A 15717-nucleotide genomic window follows, 5' to 3' on the forward strand; every position below is an offset into this window, starting at 1 on the left:
TACGAACAAACGTTTGCTATAATGAAAAAGGGAACATAAGTTCCCCACACTGTTTCCAAGGTGGGATAATGGATGGTGAACTGCGAACATCTCCGTTACTTGGAGCCTCCCAGAGGCGCCAGACCGTCTAGAGACTTGACCTTCAAATTTTACGACGACGGGAAGCTGGTCATCGTTGATAACGACACGGGCAACACGATGAGCCCCCGCGAGCTCAGCGGGGGCAGCTACGACTTCTACGTCCGTCAGCGCATTCGCTTGATTAAGCGCGACTTGGCGGAGAAGATTATCAAATACGCTTGACGCAAGCGAGACGCTGTTTCCCCCCGGCTTGATCAGGGCAGGTTTTTGTTGATTCCGTTCAAGCTGGGCGGGAGCCGCCTCATTTTTCTGATCTCCAGCTCTTCCTTGTGCTCCTTCACTCCGGAGGGCTTCATCGGCTCGTTCGAGCTTCGGGACATTTTTTGCGCCATAGAACTCACCCCTTGCCCTTCGATCGTCCGGAAGGGTTACTTCTAGTTTTCCTCTTTTCACTCATTTACAAACCCTGCGCCGCAAGCCATAATGAGAAAAACGGAATGAAAAGGATTTAAGGAGATCTGCATCTTATGAAGCAACAAATTTTATTCGACCTTGACGATACGTTGGTGTACTGCAACAAATATTTTCACGATACCCTGGATCGCTTCGCCGACCGGCTGGCCGAATGGTTCGGACCCGCGGGCGTTCGAAAGGAAGAGATCGCGGCCAAGCAGACGGAGATCGATATCGCCGGCGTTCAAGTGCTCGGCTTCAAGAGCGAGCATTTTCCCCAATCGATGATCGATACGTATCGTTACTTCCAGCGCGTCACGGGACGAGCTCGCTCGGCCTTGGAGGAGGATCAGCTGTGGAAGCTCGGCAACAGCGTCTACGCGCTCGAGATCGAGCCCTATCCGATGATGGACGAAACGCTCGAATCGCTCTCCGCCAGCGGCCATGAGCTTCATCTGTATACCGGGGGCGACTCGGAGATCCAATTGCGCAAAATTGAGAGCATGCGCCTGGAACGCTATTTCAAGGACCGGATCTACATCCGGCAGCACAAAAACACGGATGCGCTGGAACAAATCCTGTCCAGCGGCGGCTTCGATCGCGGCAATACGTGGATGATCGGCAACTCGGTCAGAACCGACGTGCTGCCGGCCCTGCACTGCGGGATCAACGCCGTCTACCTGAAGCAGGAAGCCGAATGGGCGTACAACGTCATTCCGATCGACGCCATGCCCCGGGGAGCGCTGCTCACTCTTTCGGAGCTGCCCCAGGTCCCGCCCGCCATCCGCCAATACCTCGACGATCTTCTGATGCGGGAATCGGGGTAAACGCCTCCCTCCGCATCTACGAAACGGGGCTGCTCCGGAACGGTCGTCACACGACCTGGAACCCGGAACAGCCCCGTTTTTATAGTTGAAAATTAATCGCCTCTGAACTTAACGCTAACGGGACGCCTGTCTCTCCTCGCTCAACCCATTCAGCTTGTCGAAAATTTTGCGAACGCCGACCGACCAGAGCGGGTCCTCGGCATACGTCCGGTTAAACCACTCGAACGGATCTTGATTTTCCGGCCGGCTATCGCCCAGCTTGACGAGCAGCCTGGCGGCGATCCCCGCCGAATTGGCGATATCCGTATTGTATTCCATCCAGCTGTGTCCGACGTTAAAAGGATTGTTCGCGATCTGCCGCGCCTGCTTGGCCGTCTTGGGCACAAAGCCTTGTTCCTGGCCGGTAATGGCGAACAGAAGGTGCGGATGAAGATCGTACTCGCGAGCGGTTGCCATAATCGCATCGAAATAGGGCTCCTCCGCGAGCAGGGAATCTCTGCTGTTCAAATAGGCGACAAGCGCCGCTTCGTCGATGTCCGCGTATTTGAGTGTTTGCGGCATGCCCTTGTCGGGTACCGGCGCCGGGACTTCCACTGGCGAGGCAGGTTCCGACTCGGCCGTCCGGGCTGCGGGCGCGGGACGCTCCGCGTTCAGCGCGATCAGCGTTCCCGCCGTTCCCAGCGTCAGGACGGACGCCAATACGACGGCAGGTGCAGGCTTGGCCAAGCTTCTTACGGCCGCCCAGGCCGACGCTCTCCAGCCGTTACGGACGAGCAGTTCTTCCTCCTGCGGCTCGTCTCCGGCAAACGGTTCTGCCGCCGCGAGAGGGGCCTGTCCCCTGTGCCGCTCCAACCGGGTGGACAGCTGCTCCGGGCTCCATCTTCTCTGCGTCCGCGCGTTCGCCCACTCCAGAATCGGTTCCAGCAAACGATCCGCGAGCCGTTCGTCGTCCTGCCCGAGCTCCGCGAACAAATCAAGCACGTCGTCGGGCCGGATATCCCGTTTCTCCCCGACCAGACAGCGGCTGATCAACCGGTCGATCATGCGGCGCTTCAAATCCTCCGGCACGTCCGGCATTCTCCGTGCGAGCGCCCGGCGAATCGCGTCGGCAACGATCTCGGCGCGTCGTCCGTCGGGCAGCGGAGCATATTTGGTCTGCACGTATCTGCGAATCGTATGGATATCCGTAGGCGACAGCAAAGCCGCACTTTCCATAATAGGCCCCTCCCCCGTCCTGAATCGATCCTCGCCAGTCACAAGTGTATCATACAGGAAAGATTTGGGGGAAGCCCTGTCTTCGGAACCAGCTCTGGACGAATGATCGGCCGTTCTCGACTCCGTTCGGGTCCGTCGGTCATTATCGACTCTGTTCGAGGGCCATCGGCCATTGACTGCTTCGTTCGAGGCTCGTCAGTCGTTAGCGCTTCTGCCGAGGTTCGTCCGCCGTTACTCTCCGCCCGCCGAAGCCGCTTCGACAATCGCGAGCCTGACCGTCTCGGTGCGGATAAACGCGTTGACCTGCTCCTGTTCCCACTCCGAAAGCTGATATTCGCAATCGACGCCTCCGTCCTGCGTCACGAGCTGAATCGGGTGACCGTCATGGGTGCATACCGCGATAATTTCCAAGTCGTCCAGCTCCTCCGGCAGCGGCGTCCCTTCCTCCGTCTCCGGCCGCAAGGCAACGTCGACCCACTGTCCGTCCCTGCGTTCCGCCCGATATTGAAAGCCCGTGAACCGCAGCTCGGACCACATCTCGTCTCCGTACCGAATCATTGCTTTTTCCTCCCCGTCTGTCCGTGAAAAAGAGGCCGTCCCCGCAACCGGAACGACCTCTTTAAGATAACCGATATTCGTTACGGGAGCAACGTGCTTCCCATCAAGTAACCGTCGACTTCCCGGGCCGCTTCGCGGCCTTCGTTGATCGCCCAGACGATCAGGCTCTGTCCGCGCCTCATATCTCCGGCCGCGAATACTTTGTCCACGTTTGTCGTATATTTGCCGTACGGGGCTTTCACGTTCGAGCGGCGGTCCGTCTCCAGGCCGAGCTGGTCGATCAGCGTACGCTCCGGTCCTTCGAAGCCGACGGCGACAAGCACGAGATCCGCCGGCCATACTTGCTCGGTGCCGGGGATTTCCTCGTAGATTTTGCGGCCTTGCTCGTCCACATAGCGGCGGATCTGCACGGTGTGAAGCTCCTTCACGTTGCCGTCCTCGTCGCCCGTGAATTTCTTCGTCAGCACCGAGAACGCACGGGGATCTTGGCCGTACAGAGCTTTCGCTTCCTCGTGAGCGTAGTCGAGCGTGTACACGTTCGGATATTCCGGCCACGGGTTGTTGAGCGAATCGCGCTCAAGCGGCGCCTTCGCATGCGTGCCGAACTGCGTAATGCTCGAACAGCCGTGGCGCAGCGCCGTAGCGACGCAGTCCGTGCCCGTGTCCCCGCCGCCGATGACGATGACGTTCTTGTCCTTGCCGGAAATGTACGTGCCTTCCTGCAGGCCGTTGTCGAGATAGCTCTTGATCGTGCTGTTCAAATACTCCATTGCCGGGTAGATGCCCTTCAGGTCGCGCCCTTCCACGTTGCCGATCGGACGCGCTTTCGTAGCGCCTCCGCACAGCACGACCGCATCGTACTGCTCCGTCAGCTCCGCCGCGGAAATATCCTTGCCGATCTCCGTATTGACGACGAACCGGATGCCTTCCGCGGCCAGCAGATCGACGCGCCGCTGCACGATGTGCTTCTCCAGCTTCATCGTCGGAATGCCGTACGTCAGCAGCCCGCCCGGACGATCCGCGCGCTCGTACACCGTGACGGTATGGCCGGCCTTGTTCAGCTGCGCGGCGGCGGCCAGTCCGGCCGGACCGGAACCGACGACGGCGACCTTCTTGCCCGTGCGCGTCTTCGGCGGCTCCGGAACGACCCAGCCCTCCTCGAACGCCTTGTCGATAATCGCCTGTTCGATCGTCTTGATCGTCACCGATTCGCCGATCAGGCCGACCGTGCAGGAGCCTTCGCACGGCGCCGGACAGACGCGCCCGGTAAATTCCGGAAAGTTGTTCGTCTTCGACAGCCGCTCGTAAGCCTCTCTCCAAAGCCCCCGGTAAACCAGGCTGTTCCACTCCGGTATCAGGTTGTTGATCGGGCAGCCCGAGACGTTCCCGGCCAGCTCGAAGCCCGTATGGCAGAAAGGAGTTCCGCAATCCATGCAGCGCGCCCCTTGCGTGCGAAGCTGCTCTTCGGAGAACATCCGGTGAAATTCGTTCCAGTCCTGAATGCGCGCAAGCGGGTCGCGATCGGCCGGCAGCTCGCGCTTATATTCCATAAATCCCGTAGGTGTCGACATCGTGCAAAACCTCCATATCCGTCGGTATCTTTGTGAGTTCGTCCCCTTGCAACATTTGTATGCCGATGATAGATCATCCTAACAAATGGGGCTTATCCTCACAATGGATTATCCGTCGCAATGTTTGCACTTATTTGCTGCCGGCCCGTTCATAGACGCAGTAGGCGTGCGGAATCGGATTCCGCTCGTCCACAACGCCCTCCTCCCGCGAGACAAGCCGCCACTCTGCGCGATCGAATTCGGGGAAGACGGCGTCCCCTTCGAACGGCTCCGCCAGCTCCGTCAGCAGCAGTCGATCCGCCGCCTCCAGCGTCGCCCGGTAAATCTCGGCTCCGCCGATAACCATCAATTCCTCATCCCGATACTTCGTCAGCGCTTCGTCGATCTTCGCGACCAGTTCGCAGCCTTCGGGAGCCTCCCGGAGCGTCCGCGACAGAACGACGTTTGTCCGCTCCTTCAGCGGCCGTCTCAGCGATTCGAAGGTTTTGCGCCCCATCAATACCGGCTTGCCCATCGTCTGCCTCTTAAAGTACGCCATGTCGGCGGGAAGCCGCCACGGCAGCTCGTTGTCGCGGCCGATGACCCCGTTGGACGCAACCGCGGCTATTAAAGTAACCGTCATCGCCAGCCTCCTCTGCTCAATTTCTTTTTATACCGCTACCGGCGCCTTGATCCCCGGATGATGCTCGTACCCGACAAATTCGAAATCCTCATACACATAGTCGAAAATCGAATCCGGCTTGCGCAAAATGTTCAGCTTCGGAAGCGGAAGCGGCTCCCTGCCGAGCTGAAGCTTGACCTGCTCCAGATGATTGCTGTAAATGTGAACGTCGCCGCCGGACCAGATGAACTCTCCGACCTCCAGCCCGCACTGCTGCGCGACCATATGGGTAAGCAGCGCATACGACGCGATGTTGAACGGCAGACCCAGGAACGTATCGACCGAACGCATCGTCAGCATGCAGCTCAGTTTGCCAGCGGCAACGTAAAACTGGAACACGAAATGGCAGGGCGGCAGCTTCATCTCGTCAATGACGGCCACGTTCCAGGCGCTGACCAGATGGCGGCGCGAGTCGGGATTGCGCTTGATGGCCTCCACCACCTGCTGAATCTGGTCGATCGTCCGGCCGTCCGGCGTCTCCCAGGCGCGCCACTGCGAGCCATAGACGGGGCCCAAGTCGCCGTTCTCGTCAGCCCATTCGTCCCAGATGCTGACCCCGTTTTCCTTCAAATAACGAACGTTCGTCTCGCCTTTCAGAAACCACAGCAGCTCGTGAACGACCGATTTCAGATGAATGCGTTTGGTCGTCACGAGGGGAAAACCTTCGGACAAATCAAAGCGAAGCTGACGGCCGAATACGGACAGCGTCCCCGTTCCCGTGCGGTCCTCCTTCTTCACGCCATGATCCAGCACATCCTGCAGCAAATCCAAGTAATTACGCAACGAATACACACCTCGACACCGAATTTTTGTGGATAAGGAGCTACGCGAAATGAGAGATATTTTAATTCATCTTAGACTCAAATTGTACCACTCGCCCCGACGGCTGTCACTCTTCGCTCAGCCTTGCATACGCCAGGCACGCCGCTCCAATGCAGGGCGTTCAAGCTCAAGTCTCGCTCGTACGTAAGGCCGTTATCGCCGTCTCATTCCGTTACGGAAAACCGCTGGGAACGCCGCTTCTTGCGCTGCTCGTAGCGCTCCGGGGCGCTTTCGTGCAGCTTGCGCTCGGCCTCGTTCTCCGGAACGACGGCGGGAACCGGCGTCGGCTTGCCGTCGTCTCCCAGCGCGACGAACGTCGAGAAAGCGGTGCAGGTCACCCGGCGGTCTCCGGTAAACAGATTTTCCGCCCGCACGACAACGTACACCTCCATCGAGCTGCGGTTCGTCCAGGTGACGAACGCTTCCAGCTCGACCGCCTCGCCCATCCGAATCGGCGCCAGGAAATCCAGACTGTCCGACGATGCCGTCACAACCGTCTTCCCGCAATGGCGCATCGCGGCAATCGCCGATATTTTATCGATATACTTCATCAGCGTGCCGCCGAACATCGTGCCGTGATGATTCGTATCCGTCGGAAAGACAAGCTCCGTCATAACCGATCGGGATCTTCCGACCGGTCTGGCCGTCCCTTCATTCATCGCGTTCGCCGCCTCCTCCTCGTTATGCTTATTATTTTATGCCGAAGCGCAGGATTAAAACAATCGCCGCCCGCCGCCCGGATAGAGCGTCTTCCTCCGGACGCATAAAAACAAGCACGGCTTACCTCCGCACTGTCGCCAGCGCAGGATAAGCCGTGCTTCGTTATCTGTAAATTAAGCTTTGGGCGCAAGCGTATGGATCGGATGGCCCATAGCGAGCTCCGCCGTATCCATCGTAATTTCGCCCAGCGTCGGGTGCGCGTGAATCGTCAGCGCGATATCCTCGATCGTCGCGCCCATCTCGATCGCCAGGCCGAGCTCGGCGATCATGTTCGAGGCTTCGACGCCCGCGATTTGCGCGCCCAGCACAAGGCCCGTGTCCGCATCGTGAACGAGCTTCATGAAGCCGTCCGCACCGTTCAACGTTACCGCGCGGCCGTTGCCGCCGAACGGGAACTTGCTGGATTTGGCGTTGTGGCCCTTTTCCTTCGCTTCCTTCTCCGTGTAGCCGACGCTTGCGCATTCGGGATCGGAGAACGCGACGGCGGGAATGCACTTATAGTCGACCTTCGAAGGCAGTCCGGCGATCGCTTCCGCGGCCACCTTCGCTTCGTAGGACGCTTTATGCGCCAGAGCCGCGCCCGGCACGATGTCGCCGATTGCGAAGATGTGCTTGATGTTTGTGCGGCACTGCTCGTCGACTTCGATCAGTCCGCGTTCGCCGACGTTTACGCCGATCAAGTCGAGACCAAGCTCGCCGTCGGTGTTCGGACGACGGCCAACGGTTACGAGCAGGTAGTCGGCCGTTACCGTCTTCTGCTCGCCGCCGACTTCGTACGTTACCGTTACGTCCTTGTCGGTCTGCTCCGCGCCCTTGGCCAGCGCGCCGTTAACGATCTCGACGCCGGATTTCTTCAGCTTCTTGACGACCAGTTGGCTCATATCCTTGTCGAAGCCCGGAAGGATCGTATCCGCGCCCTCGAGCACCGTTACCTTCGTGCCGAACTTGGCGTACATTTGACCCAGCTCGATGCCGATGTAGCCGCCGCCGATGACGACGAGGCTCTTCGGCAGCTCGGGCAGGGACAGCGCTTCGGTCGAAGACAGAATGCGTCCGCCGAACGGGAACGGCTTCAGCTCGATCGGACGGGAGCCGGTCGCGATGATGCAGTTTTTGAAGCGGTAGCGCGGCGCCTCCTGATCGTTGAACAGACGGGCTTCGTTCTCGTTAATGAACATAACCTCGCCCTGGAACATTTGCACCTTGTTCGCCTTCAGCAGCATTTCCACGCCGCTCGTCATTTTGTTCACGACCGAGTTTTTGTAGTCCTGCACTTTGCCGAAATCGACGTTGACGTTGTCCGCGGACAGACCGTAGTCCGTCGCATGCTGCATAGCCTCGAAGTGGTGCGCGGAATTGATCAGCGCCTTGGACGGGATACAGCCGACGTTTAGACAGACGCCGCCGAATTTGGCCTTGTCCGCGATAATAACCTTCTGTCCCAGTTGGGCGGCGCGGATGGCCGCGACGTAACCGCCGGGGCCGGCACCGATAACGAGCAAATCAATGTCTAGGGAAGCATCTCCTACGACCATGAATTACACCTCCATGACAAGCAGTTCCGGATCGTTAAGCAGCTGCTTGATGTAATTTAAGAAGTTTTGCGCCGTTGCGCCGTCGATAATGCGGTGATCGAAGCTGAGCGACAGAGCCATGACCGGAGCGGCGACAATCTCGCCGTTCCTGACGACGGCTTTCTCCGAGATGCGTCCCGTGCCGAGAATCGCCACCTCCGGGAAGTTGATGACCGGCGTGAAGAACATGCCGCCGGCGGAGCCGATGTTCGTAATCGAGATCGTGCTGCCCTTCAGCTCGCCTGCGCCCAGCTTGCCGTCGCGGCCGCGGGTCGCCAGATCGCGAATCTCGTTGGCGATCGTCCAGATGTTCTTGCGATCGGCGTCGAACACGACCGGAACGAGCAAGCCGTTGTCCGTATCCGTCGCGATGCCGATATTGTAATATTTCTTGTACACGATTTCGTTGGCCGCTTCGTCGATCATCGCGTTCAAGGCCGGGAATTCGCGGCAAGCGGCGACGAGCGCCTTCACGATAAACGGCAAGTAGGTCAGCTTGACGCCCTTCTTCTCGGCGACGGGCTTCGCTTTGGTGCGCAGCGCCACAAGCGCGGATACGTCGATCTCGTCCATCAGCGTCACGTGCGGCGCCGTATAGACGGATTTAACCATCGCATTGGCGATTGCCTTGCGGATGCCCTTGAACGGCACACGCTCTTCGACGCCCGGTCCGCTTACGACGGCCGCCGCTTTCGGAGCCGCAGCCGCTGCTGCCGCCGGAGCTTCCGCTGCCTCTTCCGCAGCCTTCGGAGCGCCGCCGGAGGCGTAGCCGAGCACGTCCTCGCGGGTAATGCGGCCGTTCTTGCCGCTGCCGGACACTTCCGCGATCGCAACGCCCTTCTCGCGCGCCAGCTTGCGCACGCTAGGCGTCGCCAGCACGAGCGCGTTCGACGCCGGCTGAGCCGCCGCCGCAGGAGCAGCAGGCGCCGCAGCGGCTTCCGCTGCCGGCTGCTGCGCGGGCTCGCCCTTCGTATCCGCGCCGCCGGTCGCGCTGTTGTCGCCGGCAGGCTGGGCGTGGCTGTCCGCCGCCGGAACCTGGTCGGGCACGTCGCCTTCCGCTTCGATCACGGCGACCACTTCGCCGATATGCATAACTTGTCCGTCTTTGGCCAGCACTTCAAGCACTTTGCCGTTGACCGGACACGGAACTTCCACGACCGCCTTGTCGTTCTGCACTTCCATAATAATATCTTCGTCCGTTACCGTCTGTCCCGGCGCGATGAGCACTTTGACGATTTCGCCCTCGTGCATCCCTTCGCCGAGTTCCGGGAACCGATATTCGAATCTCGTCACCTGGAACCCTCCTCATCTTACCCCGCAAAGCGACGCGGCCTTGCAGCCGTTCCGATACCTTTTTGGGGACCCCGAATTTGTCTGATTAGAACTGCAGCACTTGATTGGCGGTTTTCACGATGCGCGCCGGAGTCGGCAGCCATGCGTCTTCGATCTGCGCGTACGGATACACCGTGTCGGGACCCGCGCAGCGCAGCACCGGAGCCTCCAGGTGCAAAATCGCCTTTTCGTTGATCTGGGCGATGATTTCCGCCGCGGCGCCGGAAGTTTTCTGCGCCTCCTGCACGACGATCGCCCGATTCGTCTTCTGGATCGAAGCGACGATCGTGTCGATATCGAGCGGCATCAGCGTGCGCAGGTCGATAACTTCCGCGGATACGCCGTTCTTCTCCAGTTCTTCCGCCGCCTTCACGGCCGTATGAACCATCAGGCCGTAAGCGATGATCGTAATGTCCTTGCCCTCGCGAACGACGTTGGCTTTGCCGATCGGCACCGTATATTCGCCTTCCGGCACCTCGGCGCGGAACGCGCGATACAGGTTAAGATGTTCCATGAAAAAGACCGGATCGTTGTCGCGAATCGCCGAGATCAGCAGGCCCTTCGCGTCGTATGGATTGGAAGGAACGATGACCTTGATGCCCGGCGTCTGGAGCGCAAGCCCTTCCAGCGAATCCGTGTGCAGCTCGGCCGCTTTGACGCCGCCGCCGAACGGCGTGCGGAAGACGATCGGCGCGTGATAGCGTCCGCCCGAACGGTAGCGCATGCGCGCGGCTTGAACGAACATCTGGTCGAGCGCTTCATAGATGAAGCCTACGAATTGAATTTCCGCGATCGGACGGAAGCCCTGCGTTCCCAGGCCGACCGCGAGGCCGCCGATGGCGGACTCGGCCAACGGCGTATCGAATACGCGCTGTTCGCCGAATTCCTTCTGCAGCCCTTCCGTCGCGCGGAATACGCCGCCGACGTGGCCGACGTCTTCCCCGAACACAAGCACGCTGGAATCGCGCGCGAGCTCAACCCGCATCGCGTCGCGGATCGCGTCAATCATTGTCATTTGCGCCATGCTGTATACTCCCCCGTCATCTAAGTTAAGGCCGACAGCGGCCGTTTAGGAATGGATTGCGTTTATTGGAAATCCGCCTTCTGCTCTTCCAGATGCGGCGGAGTTTGTTCGAACATCGAGTCGATCAGGCCGGCAACCGTCATCTTCTCGGTTTGCTCCGCCTTCTTGATGTGCTCGTTCACCGCGGCCTTGGCTTCTTCCTTCACGCGAGCCGTGTCCTCTTCCGACCACAGCCCCTTCTTCGCCAGAAACTTGCCGAAGCGAACGATCGGGTCCTTCTCGTTCCACTCCTGCTCTTCTTCCTTCGTGCGATATTTCGTCGCGTCGTCCGCCATCGAGTGAGGACGGAAACGGTAGGTCAGCCCTTCGATCAGCGTCGCGCCGCCGCCGCTGCGTCCGATTTCGGCCGCTTCCTGCACGGCGGAGATGACAGCCAGCACGTCCATTCCGTCGACCTGCACGCCGCGGATGCCGGCGGCCAGCGCTTTATGCGCGATCGATTGCGCGCCCGTCTGCTTCGCGTACGGGGTCGTAATCGCATAGCCGTTGTTTTGCACGAAATAGATCACCGGCAGCTTAAAGGAGCCCGCGAAGTTCATGCCTTCGTAGAAATCGCCCTCGGAGGAGCCGCCGTCTCCGGTATACGTAATGGCGACGCGCTTCTCGCCTTTCAGCTTGAAGCCCATGCCGATGCCCGTCGCGTGCAAGATCTGGGCGCCGATAATAATCTGCGGCATCAGAACGTTCACGCCTTCGGGAATCTGGCCTCCGTGCTGATGGCCGCGGGAATACAGGAAAGCTTGATAGAGCGGCAAGCCGTGCCATACGATCTGCGGCATGTCGCGGTAGCCCGGGCAGACGAAATCGTCCTTCGTAAGCGCATATTCGCTGCCGACCATCGTCGCTTCCTGTCCGGATACCGGAGCGTAGAAGCCCAGGCGGCCTTGACGGCCGAGGTTGACGGCGCGGTCGTCCCACGTGCGCGTAAATACCATGCGGTACATAACTTCTTTTAATTGATCGTCCGAGAGCTTGGGCATATGCTCCGGATTGATCACTTCGCCGTCGACAGACAGAATCTGCAGCGGCTTGACATCTTCGGATTGAACGACGTGCGGTAGAGCGCCGGATTTAACCTCCGGAGCTTCCGTGGATACTTTGCTCATTGGGTTCACCTCATCTTTGATTGTGGAAGAGGGCTTTCTGTTATAGAATTATTATATCCCTGTTTAAGTGAATTGGTCAAAGAAAAAGTCGTAAAATCCTTATTTTATAAAGCTTTTCTCCTATTCATGTTCATATAACAGGGTTTAAAATACCGTGATACAGTGTAGTACAATTTACCGATCGCGCCCTCAATTGGTTTGCCCATGCCCGCCAAATCCCATACCTGCCAAGGAGGTTGCCCCATGAGCGACAATCCGTTATTCAAGAGAACGATCCATAGACACGATGTCCCCAGCCGCTGGCTTCCGGAAGGCAGCCGCCCGGTCCGGGTCTATTTGCCCCCCGGCTATCAGCCCTGGATGAGCTATCCTGTCGTTTATTGTCAGGATGGAGAAGAATTTTTCAATTTCGGCCGAATCGCCACGCATGCACAAAGACTGATATTGGAAGAAGATTGGGATCCTTTTATCGTTGTCGGAGTCGACGTGAACGTAAAGGTGCGCACGTCGGAATATGTTCCGGACGGAGAACGCTATGTTCCTTATACCCGTTTTTTCGCGGAGGAACTCATCCCGTGGGCGGAATCGCAATATCCCGTACGGGACGTGCCGGAACAGCGCCTGCTCGCCGGCGATTCTCTCGGCGGAGCCGTGTCGGTGTCGCTGGCGCTGGCCTACCCGGATTTGTTCAGCCGGATTCTGTCGCTCTCGGGCGCTTTCTACGACCCGTATATGGAGCAGATCCGCAGCGCTCCTTCGCTGGAGCGGCTGAGCGTATGGATGATCGTCGGCCTGCAGGAAACGGAATTCGCCACCGACCGCGGGACGTTCGATTTCGTGGAATTGAATCGCAAGGCGGAGAAGCTGCTGCGGGAAAAAGGGGCCCAAGTACTCTACTCGGAGAAAGACGGGGAACATAAATGGGGATTTTGGCAGCGCGAGCTGCCGGAGGCCCTGTCCGCTTTCCTGGGACCGGAGCCTCGGCCGCTCGGCTGATCAGCGCTGCGGGAGCCGCTCCCTGATGCGGGCCAGCAGCTTCTCGCAGCCTTCGCCGATCAGCTCGTACACTTCGTCGAAGTTGCCCGTATAGTACGGGTCGGGCACATCCGTCAGGCCGCGCTCCGGCAGCAAGGACAAGAAGCGGACGACTTCCGCCTTGGACGAAGCGCCGAGCCTTGCCCGGATGTCCTTCTCGTTCTGCGTATCCATCGCCACGATCAGATCGAAGTCTCCGCCGTCCCGCACGGACAGCTGGCGAGCCTTCATGCCTTGATAGGAGATGCCGTAGCGGTCGAGCAGACCGCGCGTCCCTTCGTGAGGCGGCCGGCCGACATGCCAATCGCCCGTGCCGGCCGAATCGACCGTTACCCGGCCGCTTAACCCTTCCCGCTCGATCAGATGACGCATAACCGCCTCCGCCATCGGAGAACGGCATATATTTCCCAAACAGACGAACAGCACGGAATAACTCATACGGACGTACCTCCTGACGCCGCGCCCAGCGAACGGCGCGGCAGCTTCCATTTATAATGTACGGACAGCATGCGGAACGCAACGACGAACAAGAATAGAACGAATAAAAACCAGGGCGCCTGCAGCTTCGACAGCCCGATGACGAGTCCGGCGGCCAGCGCCCAGACGGCGTAAATTTCGTCCCGGAGCACAAGCGGTTTCCTGCCGGCCATAATGTCCCGAACCATCCCTCCGCCGATTCCGGTCAGCATCGCCGCCACCATGACCGCGCTGAGCGGCAGGTTCGCCTTCACCGCGTACAGCGCCCCCTGGATCGCAAAGGCCGACAGGCCGATCGCGTCGAAGAACGCTTCGCTTCGCTTCCAATGGTGAATCCAGGCGATCGGCAGCACGAATACGATCAGAATCGAGATGCCCGCCGTCTTCAGGAACAGCCCCTGGCTCCACAGCGTCGTGACCGGAACGCCGATCAGCAAATTGCGGATGACGCCTCCCCCGAACGCGGTGACGAGGCCGAGCACGAACACGCCCAGAATGTCGTAATCCTCTTCCATCGCCACGATCGAGCCGCTGACCGCAAACGCGATCGTTCCGATCAAGCTGAATATTTGAAACACGTCGTCCAATTCCAACTCCAACTCTCCTTCGCAAGCGTCCGATTCAATGCGCGTCCGCGGACAAGCGGGCGCTTCGTTACCCATTGTAGCGGGAAGCTCTGCAGTTCCGCAACGGTCTGTGCTAAAATAAATGAATCCTTTCGAAAACCAATTGCTGGAGGAGCTGTCCATGTCCCGTTTGAATAACGAGCGCGCGTTTATTTTCGCCGGAGGCCGCCTGGGCGGCTGGGCTTTGGAGCTTGCGGCTCCCGGAGACTATCTGATCGGCGCCGATCGCGGCGCCGAATTTCTTGTCCGCCACGGACGGAAGCCCGATCTCGCGCTCGGAGACTTCGATTCCGTCACCGAAGAAGAGCTGCGGCAGATCGCGAGCGAAGCCAAGCAGCTGCTCGCCTGCGACGCCTTCGATAAGGATTGGACCGACACCGAGCTGGCCCTGCGCGAAGCGCTGGACCGCGGATTCAAGCGGATCGTCGCCGCCGGAGCGCTGGGAACGCGGTTGGATCACACGCTCGGCAACGTGCACCTGCTGCGGCAGGCGCACGAGCGTGGAGCCTCGCTGACCCTCGTCGACGAATTCAACGAAATCCGGCTCTGCGCCGATCGGCTCCAGCTCGAAGCGGACGCCCGTTTTCCCTACGTCTCGCTGCTGCCGCTGACGATGGAGGCTGCCGGCGTCACGCTCCGCGGCTTCCGCTACCCGCTGCAGGACGCCACGCTCAAGCTCGGCTGGTCGCTGGGCATCAGCAATGTGCTCGAGGCCGAATCCGGCACGATCGAGCTTGCGGACGGGCTGCTGCTCGTCATTCGCAGCCGGGACTAGACGGAGGCGGTCATGCCGGTTAACGCAAGCGTTACGTTAACCGGCAGAGCGTAATCCGCCCGGACGTCGACGTCGTGAGACAAGTGGGTGAAGACGGCCCGCTCCGCCTTCACTTCCCTCACCAGCTCCAAGCCCTCTCTCATATCGTAGACCGACCGCGTTTCGACCGGATAATTTTCCACGACAAAGCTTGTTCCCAGCACGAGCAGCGACAAGCCCCCGAGCGGCGCTTTCTGCTTCGCGTCCAGATGGATCGAGTCCGAGCAATACGCCCAAGCCCGCCCGTCCTCCCTGCTCTCGAAGCGATAAGCATAGGCGTATCCGTTCTTGCCGTGATTCACCCGCCATGGCGTTATCCGCCACTCCCCGTAGTTCATGCCCTCATCGTTGGGGGTCATCGCCAGCTGGCCGCCGATCCAGGGGAAGCGCGCGGCGATTTCCCGTATCACTTCCTTCGGTGCGTACAGCTCGCCTCTCTCTTCGCGCCATCTGCAGGCATCCGCCCACTCCGTCAGACCTCCGATATGATCGAAGTGCGCATGGGTGATCAGCGCCTGCGAGAGGCCGCGCAGATGAGCCGCTTCCATCTGCCCGCGCCAATCCGGACCGCAATCCAGAAGCAGCGGACGCTCCCCGCGTTCCTCCAGCAAGAGCGAGGAACGGAGGCGGCGGTTCAACCCGCCGGTTCGCGCTTCCCCGCACACTCCGCAATCGCAATACACTCTCGGCGTTCCCATGGAATCGCCGGTTCCCAGAAACGTAAGCTGCATTCCTTGACTCCATTCTCGTATATTTCCAGG

18 protein-coding genes are annotated in these 15717 nt (G+C 59.7%); 4 read left to right on the forward strand and 14 right to left on the reverse strand.

What is annotated here, in order from left to right; genetic code table 11:
* Positions 1 to 72 precede the first annotated feature (72 nt).
* Positions 73 to 303 carry a hypothetical protein gene (locus ACFFT4_RS08855; RefSeq protein ID WP_378046854.1) on the forward strand — a complete coding sequence of 77 codons (231 nt, stop codon included), beginning with the start codon at positions 73 to 75 and terminating at the stop codon, positions 301 to 303.
* Positions 304 to 335: 32 nt separating this feature from the next.
* On the opposite strand, the gene ACFFT4_RS08860 is transcribed toward ACFFT4_RS08855, so the two are convergent.
* The gene (locus tag ACFFT4_RS08860) at positions 336 to 473 is read right to left on the reverse strand and encodes a hypothetical protein (protein WP_378046856.1); all 138 of its coding nucleotides are present in this window, start codon (positions 471 to 473) and stop codon (positions 336 to 338) included.
* A 135-nt stretch (positions 474 to 608) separates the two neighbouring features.
* Between ACFFT4_RS08860 and ACFFT4_RS08865 the strand changes: the two genes are divergently transcribed.
* The gene (locus tag ACFFT4_RS08865; RefSeq protein WP_378046857.1) at positions 609 to 1361 is read left to right on the forward strand and encodes an HAD family hydrolase; all 753 of its coding nucleotides are present in this window, start codon (positions 609 to 611) and stop codon (positions 1359 to 1361) included.
* A gap of 114 nt (positions 1362 to 1475) precedes the next feature.
* Here the strand turns inward: ACFFT4_RS08865 and ACFFT4_RS08870 are convergent, their stop codons facing one another.
* The 10 genes from ACFFT4_RS08870 to pdhA form a co-directional block, all read right to left on the reverse strand.
* Positions 1476 to 2576 (reverse strand): serine/threonine-protein kinase, encoded by a 1101-nt coding sequence (locus ACFFT4_RS08870; RefSeq protein WP_378046859.1) that lies wholly within the window; start codon positions 2574 to 2576, stop codon positions 1476 to 1478.
* Between the two features lie 231 nt (positions 2577 to 2807).
* On the reverse strand, positions 2808 to 3134 hold the full coding sequence (locus ACFFT4_RS08875; protein WP_378046861.1) for a hypothetical protein: 327 nt from the start codon (positions 3132 to 3134) through the stop codon (positions 2808 to 2810).
* A gap of 80 nt (positions 3135 to 3214) precedes the next feature.
* Complete coding sequence (locus ACFFT4_RS08880; RefSeq protein ID WP_378046862.1) at positions 3215 to 4705, reverse strand: glutamate synthase subunit beta; 1491 nt, start codon at positions 4703 to 4705, stop codon at positions 3215 to 3217.
* Between the two features lie 130 nt (positions 4706 to 4835).
* Positions 4836 to 5327: a dihydrofolate reductase gene (locus ACFFT4_RS08885; RefSeq protein ID WP_378046864.1), complete on the reverse strand. Its 492-nt coding sequence runs from the start codon at positions 5325 to 5327 to the stop codon at positions 4836 to 4838.
* A 27-nt stretch (positions 5328 to 5354) separates the two neighbouring features.
* Complete coding sequence (thyA, locus tag ACFFT4_RS08890) at positions 5355 to 6149, reverse strand: thymidylate synthase (RefSeq protein ID WP_378046866.1); 795 nt, start codon at positions 6147 to 6149, stop codon at positions 5355 to 5357.
* 203 nt (positions 6150 to 6352) lie between these two features.
* Entirely contained in the window at positions 6353 to 6847 is a 495-nt protein-coding gene (locus ACFFT4_RS08895; protein ID WP_378046867.1) for an acyl-CoA thioesterase, read from the reverse strand.
* 174 nt (positions 6848 to 7021) lie between these two features.
* Entirely contained in the window at positions 7022 to 8443 is a 1422-nt protein-coding gene (lpdA, locus tag ACFFT4_RS08900) for a dihydrolipoyl dehydrogenase (RefSeq protein WP_378046869.1), read from the reverse strand.
* 3 nt (positions 8444 to 8446) lie between these two features.
* Positions 8447 to 9775: a dihydrolipoamide acetyltransferase family protein gene (locus tag ACFFT4_RS08905; RefSeq protein ID WP_378046871.1), complete on the reverse strand. Its 1329-nt coding sequence runs from the start codon at positions 9773 to 9775 to the stop codon at positions 8447 to 8449.
* Between the two features lie 85 nt (positions 9776 to 9860).
* Complete coding sequence (locus ACFFT4_RS08910) at positions 9861 to 10838, reverse strand: alpha-ketoacid dehydrogenase subunit beta (RefSeq protein WP_378046873.1); 978 nt, start codon at positions 10836 to 10838, stop codon at positions 9861 to 9863.
* A 62-nt stretch (positions 10839 to 10900) separates the two neighbouring features.
* Positions 10901 to 12004 carry a pyruvate dehydrogenase (acetyl-transferring) E1 component subunit alpha gene (pdhA, locus tag ACFFT4_RS08915; protein WP_378046875.1) on the reverse strand — a complete coding sequence of 368 codons (1104 nt, stop codon included), beginning with the start codon at positions 12002 to 12004 and terminating at the stop codon, positions 10901 to 10903.
* A 243-nt stretch (positions 12005 to 12247) separates the two neighbouring features.
* On the opposite strand from pdhA, the gene ACFFT4_RS08920 reads away from it, so the two are divergent.
* Entirely contained in the window at positions 12248 to 13000 is a 753-nt protein-coding gene (locus tag ACFFT4_RS08920) for an alpha/beta hydrolase (protein ID WP_378046877.1), read from the forward strand.
* Here the strand turns inward: ACFFT4_RS08920 and ACFFT4_RS08925 are convergent, their stop codons facing one another.
* Positions 13001 to 13477, reverse strand: a complete 477-nt coding sequence (locus ACFFT4_RS08925) for a low molecular weight protein-tyrosine-phosphatase (RefSeq protein ID WP_378046879.1) — start codon at positions 13475 to 13477, stop codon at positions 13001 to 13003.
* Positions 13474 to 14109 carry a trimeric intracellular cation channel family protein gene (locus tag ACFFT4_RS08930; RefSeq protein ID WP_378046881.1) on the reverse strand — a complete coding sequence of 212 codons (636 nt, stop codon included), beginning with the start codon at positions 14107 to 14109 and terminating at the stop codon, positions 13474 to 13476. Before ACFFT4_RS08930 ends, ACFFT4_RS08925 begins: the two co-directional genes overlap by 4 nt.
* A 154-nt stretch (positions 14110 to 14263) precedes the next feature.
* Between ACFFT4_RS08930 and ACFFT4_RS08935 the strand changes: the two genes are divergently transcribed.
* The gene (locus ACFFT4_RS08935) at positions 14264 to 14917 is read left to right on the forward strand and encodes a thiamine diphosphokinase (RefSeq protein WP_378046882.1); all 654 of its coding nucleotides are present in this window, start codon (positions 14264 to 14266) and stop codon (positions 14915 to 14917) included.
* On the opposite strand, the gene ACFFT4_RS08940 is transcribed toward ACFFT4_RS08935, so the two are convergent.
* Positions 14914 to 15687: an MBL fold metallo-hydrolase gene (locus ACFFT4_RS08940; protein WP_378046883.1), complete on the reverse strand. Its 774-nt coding sequence runs from the start codon at positions 15685 to 15687 to the stop codon at positions 14914 to 14916. The genes ACFFT4_RS08935 and ACFFT4_RS08940 overlap by 4 nt on opposite strands.
* Positions 15688 to 15717 lie beyond the last annotated feature (30 nt).

Origin of the sequence: Cohnella cellulosilytica (assembly GCF_042431195.1) — a bacterium.
GTDB classification, from domain to species: Bacteria; Bacillota; Bacilli; order Paenibacillales; family Paenibacillaceae; genus Cohnella; species Cohnella cellulosilytica.